This is a genomic window from Streptomyces murinus, from assembly GCF_002154555.1.
In the GTDB taxonomy this organism is placed as follows: Bacteria; Actinomycetota; Actinomycetes; order Streptomycetales; family Streptomycetaceae; genus Streptomyces; species Streptomyces murinus.
This window is the reverse complement of sequence record NZ_MUNF01000752.1, coordinates 1-5,706: the sequence shown is the minus strand read 5'-3', so window position 1 is coordinate 5,706 and position 5,706 is coordinate 1. Positions and strand designations below refer to the sequence as shown.

The following is a 5,706-nucleotide window of genomic DNA, read 5'->3' as shown; positions in this document are numbered from 1 at the left end:
ACGTCGTCCGGCACGGGCCCGTCCGGTGTCCGCGGCGCGAGCAGCGGGCGGAGCCGATTGCCCCAGCCGATGTCCGAGAGCCGCCCCAGCGCCCGCCCCGGCGCCGCCTGCTCACCGGCCGGAATACGCCCCTTGAGGCCGATCCCGATGGCCCCGAGCCCGGTCGGCCACATCCGCCGGGGCTCCACCTCCACCCCCGCGCGGCCCAGATCGCTGCGTGCCGCGTCGAGCGCCGCCGAGGAGGCGTCGGCCGTGAAGCGCGGCCCCGCGCAGTTGTCGCAGCGGCCGCACGGCTTGGCCCCCTCGTCGTCCAGCTGCCGTTGCAGGAACTCCATCCGGCACTCGGTGGTGCCCGCGTACGCGCGCATCGCCTGCTGCTCGGCCGCCCGCTGCCGCGCCACCCATGCGTACCGCTCGGCGTCGTACGACCATGGCTGCCCGGTCGCGAGCCAGCCGCCCTTGACCCGGCGCACCGCCCCGTCCACGTCGAGGACCTTGAGCATCGTCTCCAGGCGGGAGCGGCGCAGCTCGACCAGGGGCTCCAGCGCGGGCAGGGACAGGGGCTTGTCCGCGCCGGCGAGGACGTCCAGGGTGCGCCGCACCAGTTCCTCGGAGGGGAAGGCGAGCGAGGCGAAGTACTCCCAGATCGCCTCGTCCTCCCGGCCCGGCAGCAGCAGCACCTCCGCGTGCTCCACCCCACGCCCTGCGCGGCCCACCTGCTGGTAGTAGGCGATGGGGGAGGAGGGCGAGCCGAGATGGACCACGAATCCGAGATCGGGCTTGTCGAAGCCCATGCCGAGCGCGGACGTGGCGACCAGCGCCTTGACCCGGTTGGCGAGCAGATCCTCCTCCGCCTGCTGCCGGTCGGCGTTCTCCGTCCGGCCCGTGTACGAGGCGACGGTGTGGCCCCGCTGCCGCAGGAACGCGGTGACCTCCTCGGCGGCGGCGACCGTGAGGGTGTAGATGATGCCGGAACCCGGCAGATCGTCGAGATGGTCGGCGAGCCAGGCCATCCGGTGCGCCGCGTCCGGGAGCCGCAGCACCCCGAGGCTCAGGCTCTCCCGGTCCAGCGGGCCGCGCAGCACCAACGCGTCGGAGCCGCCGCCGGTGCCCAGCTGCTCGGCGACATCGGCGGTCACCCGGGCGTTGGCCGTCGCGGTCGTGGCCAGCACGGGGACGCCGGGCGGGAGGTCGGCGAGCATGGTGCGCAGCCGCCGGTAGTCGGGGCGGAAGTCGTGGCCCCAGTCGGAGATGCAGTGCGCCTCGTCCACGACCAGCAGTCCGGTCGCCGCGGACAGCTTGGGCAGGACCTGGTCGCGGAAGTCGGGGTTGTTGAGCCGCTCGGGCGAGACGAGCAGGACATCCACCTCGCCGGCGGCGATCGCGGACTGCACGTCCTCCCACTCCTCGGTGTTCGAGGAGTTGATGGTCCGGGCGTGGATACCGGCGCGGGCCGCCGCCTCCACCTGGTTGCGCATGAGCGCGAGCAGCGGCGAGACGATCACGGTCGGCCCGCTGCCCCGGGCCCGCAGCAGCGAGGTCGCCACGAAGTACACCGCGGACTTGCCCCATCCCGTGCGCTGCACGACCAGCGCCCGGCGCCGGTCGGCGACCAGCGCCTCGATGGCCCGCCACTGGTCCTCGCGCAGCCGGGCGGCGCCCGTGGTGTCCCCGACGAGCCGGGCGAGGACGGCATCCGCCCCTGCCCGGAGATCCGCGTTGCTCGTGTGCTCGTGCTCCATGCGTTCCATACAACAGGACGGGACCGACGAACGGGCGGGCCGATCGCGGATCTGTGGACAACCCTCGATGGCTTGTCGTGTCCCTGATTCGACTTATCCACAGGTCCGAGCGGGTTCGCGGAATCCGCGAGATCGTCGGCGCATGACGAATCACAGCGAAACCACCGCGCAGGTCACCCTGCGCAGCCCGGCCGAACTGGCCGACGCCCTGCCCTATCTGCTGGGGTACCGGCCGGAGGACAGCATGGTCCTGGTCGCCCTGCACGACAGCGACGGCAAGGGCAGGTTCGGTGGCCGGGCCCGGCTCGGCATCCCCGCGCACGAGGAAGACTGGGAGGAGGCCGCCCGGCAGCTGGCCCGGGGTCTGGTGACCAGCAGCGAGCGGCGGGGCGCCAAACCCGAACAGCTGGTGGCCTACGTCTGCCAGGAACCCGCCCCGGGAGAGCGCGGCCGGGACGTCAAACGCCGTCTCGCCCGCCTCGCCCATCTGCTGCGCATCCAGTGCGGCGACCTGGACGTGCCGGTCATCGAGGCACTCTGCATCTCCGACGGCCGCTACTGGTCGTACTGCTGCCCCGCCGAGGACTGCTGCCCCGAGGACGGTACGCCGATGGGCCTGCCCGGTACCTCCGTCCTCGCCGCAGCGGCCACCTACGCCGGCATCCAAGTCCGAGGCACCCTCAAGGAGTTGCGCGCCCGGCTCCAGCCCTGGGAGGCCGCCGCGGCACGGGAGCAGGAGGCCGCCCTCGACGCGGGCGGGCTGGCGCTGGTGCCCCGCATCCTCGACGAGGCGGGGCGCGCGGAGGTCGCCGAGGAGACCATCGCCCTCGCCGAGCGCGTCATCCACCGTCTCGCCGCGGCGACCCCGGTCGCGGGCGCCCGCCCGGCCGACCTGCGCGACGACGGCCTGATCGGACACGACGAGGCGGCCCGGCTGATCCTCGGCCTCCAGGACCGCAACACCCGCGACCGCGCCGCCGCCTGGATGGAGGGCGACGAAGCGGCCCCCGCGCTCCGGCTCTGGCGCGCCCTCGCCCGCCGCTGCGTCGGGCCGTACGCCGAGCACGCCGCCCCTCCGCTGACCCTGGCCGGCTGGGTCGCCTGGTCCACGGGCGATGAACTCGAAGCCCGCGAGGCCCTGGCCATGGCGCTGGGCGCCGACCCTGACTACCTCTTCGCCCGCCTCCTGCACCAGGCGTGCAATGAGGGACTGGACGTGGAATCGATCCGCCGGTGCATGCGGGTGGGACGGCCCGGGGGAGCGCCGGGCACGGAACCTTCGACAGACGCCTCGGGGACGACCGAACCCCCGGGGCACGCGGAAAGCATGGCGGGCCCGGCACCCGCAGGCGAACCGGATCCGGCCGCGCGCATCCGCCGCCGACGCCGGTTGCGGTCCGCCCTCGCCGCCGGGGACGGCCCCCGCGCCGCCCGTGTGCCCGGGCAGCGGCGCCGTCCGGCGAGCCCCGGTCAGGCCGCCGGCCGGGCTCCGCGCGCGAGCACCCGGCACCCGGCAGGCACCCGCATGCCCACCAAGGGAACGGAGGAGACCACGACCTGAACCGGACGGGAGCCGGCCTCGCCTCCCATAACGCGACGAAGCGGAAGCACCGGCGGTGCCGCCGAGCGAAGGGCGTGTTTATCGTCAGGAAGACGACTATGATCGCGGCATGCCCTACGACCCGTCAGCCTTTCCGCCCTTCGCCGTCACCGTGGACCTGGTCGTGCTGACCGTTCGCCGTCATGCGCTGTGCGCGTTGGCGGTCCGCCGGGGCGAGTCACCCTTCCAGGGACGATGGGCGCTGCCCGGTGGCTTCGTACGGGCCGACGAGGACCTGAATCAGGCGGCGGCGCGCGAACTGGCCGAGGAGACAGGGCTGCACGCGCACGGCCCCTCGACCCCGGCCCAGGACAACGGAGCGCACCTGGAGCAACTCGCCACCTACGGCGACCCCGACCGGGACCCGCGGATGCGTGTGGTCAGCGTGGCGCACCTCGCGCTCGCCCCCGACCTGCCCGCACCCCGCGCGGGCGGTGACGCCAGCAACGCGCGCTGGGCCCCGGTCGAGGAACTGCTCCAGCAGGGCGGCTACGGCCGCGACGGCGAGCCCGTCGCACCACTGGCCTTCGACCACGCCCAGATCCTCGCCGACGGCGTGGAGCGGGCCCGCTCCAAGATCGAGTACTCCTCGCTGGCCACCGCGTTCTGCCCGCCCGAGTTCACCGTCGGCGAGCTGCGCCGGGTGTACGAAGCGGTGTGGGGGGTGGCCCTCGACCCGCGCAACTTCCACCGCAAGGTCACCGGGACCCCCGGGTTCCTCGTCCCGACGGGAGGCACGACCACACGCCAGGGTGGCCGCCCGGCCCAGCTCTTCAGGGCCGGCGGTGCCACGCTGCTCAACCCGCCGATGCTGCGCCCCGAGGTCTGACCGGCGCCGAAACCCGGCCGCGGGCCCAAAGGGCAGGGCTCCTGTTGCGTCGAACGGTGGACAGGGACCGGCGCAGGGGCGTGGCATACATCGTCAAACCGCCCCATACACCAAAAAACCGGACATCGCACGCTATCTTGGTGCAGGTGATCCAAGCCTTCGGACTGACCAGCATCTCCCGCAAGGCGCGGCCGCCCGCCGTCGACGACGTCTCCTTCGAAGCGCGCGCCAGCCGGATCACCGTGCTCCTGGGAGCCGCCGGTGCGGGCAAGACCACGGCCCTGAGGCTGATGCTCGCCCTGTGCCCCGGTCGCGGCATCACCTACTTCAGGGGACGGCCCCTGTACCGGATCGCCCATCCGGCACGTGAGGTCGGCGTGCTGCTCGGCGACGTACCGGGGCATCCGGCCCGCTCGGTCCGCGGACATCTGCGCATGCTGTGCGCGGCGTCGGGCGTCCCGGGGCGCCGCGCCGACGAGGTCCTCGAAGCCGTCGGCCTCGTCAGCTTCCGCGAGGAACGGCTCGGCACGCTCTCGCGCGGCATGGACCGCAGGCTCGGCCTGGCCTGCGCCCTGCTGCCCGACCCGCACACGCTCGTCCTGGACGACCCCACCCGCGGACTCTCCCCCGGCGAGGCGCAGTGGCTGCACGGCATGCTGCGCGCCCACGCCGATCAGGGCGGCACCGTACTGACGACCACGGGCGACCCGAGGGAGGCCGCGCGCATCGCCGACCGGGTCGTCACGCTCGACGCGGGCAGGCTCGTCGCCGACCAGGCGGCCGGGGAGTTCGCCCGCACCCGGCTGCGCCCGCGCGTGGCCGTGCGCAGCCCGTACGCCGGGCGCCTCGCGGCCGCGCTCACCAAGGAGGCCCGCACCGGCCGCCGTTCCGTCGAGGTCGTACGCGAGGGCGGCAACCGCCTCTCCGTGTACGGCACCACGACCTCGGTGATCGGCGAGACGGCCTTCCGGCACGGCATCCTCGTCCACCAACTCGCCGACGAGATCGGCGACATGGGTCCCGGTTCCGCCGCGGACGGCGCGCTGCCCGAGCGTGCGCCGACCGTGGGCGGCCCGGCGGGCGGTCGTACGCCACCGGAGCGCGAGAAGACCGTCTTCGGCTTCTCCGTGCCGGACCCGCTCACCATGACGCGCACGGAGTCCACCCCCTCGACCCCCGCCGCGCAGAGGCCGCCTCGGCCCAACTCCTCGGCGGCCCCGGCGCTCTCGACCGCCTCAGCCCCGGCCCCGGCCTCGTCGGCCGAACCCGCCGAGGCCCCGCCCCGGGCCGAGGCGCGCGCGGCCGTCGACGCCGAGACCGCCGCCCGCCACCCCGGGAGGCCGGAAACCGGCCGGACACGCCTCACCCACACCCGCCTCGTCCCGACCCGCGTCGTCCCGTCCCGCATCGCCACCACCCGCATCTCCGCCCTCCGCACCCTCCTGCCCGGCGCCGTTCCCACCGGTCCGGGTCTCGGGGTCCATCGTCCACGACTGACGGGCGAACGGCCTTCTGGCGCCGGGCAGGAGGGTGCG

The 5,706-nt window shown here is 74.4% G+C and carries 4 protein-coding genes; 3 read left to right on the top strand and 1 reads right to left on the bottom strand.

Going from position 1 to position 5,706, the window contains the following annotated elements:
* The coding region (locus CCN72_RS34400; protein WP_086812265.1) for a RecQ family ATP-dependent DNA helicase at positions 1-1,751 on the bottom strand (1,751 nt) is incomplete at its 3' end.
* Between the two features lie 133 nt (positions 1,752-1,884).
* On the opposite strand from CCN72_RS34400, the gene CCN72_RS34395 reads away from it, so the two are divergent.
* The 3 genes from CCN72_RS34395 to CCN72_RS41045 all read left to right on the top strand — a co-directional run.
* Positions 1,885-3,303, top strand: coding sequence for a DUF4192 domain-containing protein (locus tag CCN72_RS34395; RefSeq protein WP_107430241.1), 1,419 nt, complete (start codon positions 1,885-1,887; stop codon positions 3,301-3,303).
* 109 nt (positions 3,304-3,412) lie between these two features.
* Positions 3,413-4,171 carry an NUDIX hydrolase gene (locus CCN72_RS34390; protein ID WP_086812261.1) on the top strand — a complete coding sequence of 253 codons (759 nt, stop codon included), beginning with the start codon at positions 3,413-3,415 and terminating at the stop codon, positions 4,169-4,171.
* A gap of 146 nt (positions 4,172-4,317) precedes the next feature.
* Positions 4,318-5,706, top strand: a 1,389-nt coding sequence (locus CCN72_RS41045; protein ID WP_244174621.1) for an ABC transporter ATP-binding protein, incomplete at its 3' end; no start/stop codon positions are given.